We start from the raw sequence: 1,257 nt of genomic DNA on the forward strand, positions 1-1,257 counted from the left end.
TTGCTGCCCACTTCTACACCGTCTTCCAGCACCACCCGGCCCGCCTGCAGCATGCGCCGCCAGGAGCCATCGGGGAGGGGAATGTGACCAAAGCCGTCGTCGCCGATAACAGCGCCGCTGTGAATCAGGCAATCATCGCCAATCTCTGTGCGCTCGTGAATGACGCAGTTGGCGAAAAGCTGACACCGGGATCCAACCCGCACATGGGGGTAGATGGTTACGTTGGGGTGGATTTGGGTGTAGTCGCCAATTTTCACCCCTTCCATCACCACCACATGCGGCCCGATGGCCACTCCCTCCCCCAACTCAACGCTGGGATCGATCACGGCTGTGGGATGGATCCCGGTGGGCAGGCGATAGGGTTGGTAAAACAGCTCGATGGCCTGGGCAAAGAGCAAGCGGGGATCCCTGCCCCGCAGGCAGGGGATGGGGCGAGGTAAAGCTATAGATTCGCCCACAATGACGGCGCTGGCTTGGGTTTGCTCCAAGAGGGGCAAGTAGCGGTCTTCGCTGAGGAAGCTCAGCTCGCCTGGGCGAGCTTCCGCCAGGCTAGCCACGCCGCGGATCTCGAGGGTGGGATCCCCCTCGTAGGCGCATCCCAATTTTTGGGCGATCTCCTGTAGCTGCATCAGGGTTGGTGTCCTCTACGATTGCAGCAGCCGCACATCCATCACGGTGCCGCGCAAGTTGTAGCTAAAAGTCTCCAGCTCCAGGGGAACGCCAACTTTGACGCGGTTGTTGCCCAGGACGATGCCGTTCTCGGTCCGCTGGCCCCGTCCCCGTAAGGTAAACACCAGATCAAAACGATAGGGCTCGGGGTCAGGCAAGTTCTCTACCCGTCCATCGGGGAAAACCACCGGCACGGTGCGGCTGACGTTTTCCACCCGCACCACTTCCACCTGGCCGTAGGGCTGGTTGCGGATGATCAAGTCAGCCTTCTGTCCGACCTGAAAAGGTTCCATGGAGCGGCTGCTGATCCCGCGCACGATCATGTCCACTTCCACCGGCAGCGTGGGGCCGCCCCCCACCTGGACGACGCTGCCCGCTTGCCGCCCTGGCAAAAACAAGACGGCGACAATGGCCGCCACCACAATCGCCAGCGCCCCCAGATCCAGGAGACTGACTTTTCCCAAAAGACGTCCCTGTCCGTCAATGAGCCGCATAGCCCCCTCTCCTCCACCACACTGTTTTGATTCTAGGCAGGTTTGCTCCCCAGGTGGCCTCTCCTGCTTGGCCTAAGGGATCCAGGCCAGGGCG

General features: G+C 61.5%; 2 protein-coding genes. Both read right to left on the minus strand.

Annotation, left to right across the window (positions count from 1 at the left end):
- A partial coding sequence (locus NW857_RS13015) for a UDP-3-O-(3-hydroxymyristoyl)glucosamine N-acyltransferase (RefSeq protein WP_414369211.1) occupies positions 1-629 on the minus strand: 629 nt, incomplete at its 3' end.
- 15 nt (positions 630-644) lie between these two features.
- A complete protein-coding gene (locus tag NW857_RS13020; protein WP_414338780.1) occupies positions 645-1,163 on the minus strand; it encodes a DUF4330 domain-containing protein in 519 nt (172 codons plus the stop codon).
- Between the last annotated feature and the right edge of the window lie 94 nt (positions 1,164-1,257).

Source organism: Synechococcus sp. H55.9 (assembly GCF_047462355.1).
Classification (GTDB): Bacteria; Cyanobacteriota; Cyanobacteriia; order Thermostichales; family Thermostichaceae; genus Thermostichus.

Excerpts from the sequence above, each read along its gene's own strand:
- NW857_RS13020 (WP_414338780.1), bottom strand. The coding sequence starts at position 1,163 with ATGCGGCTCATTGACGGACAGGGACGTCTTTTGGGAAAAGTCAGTCTC.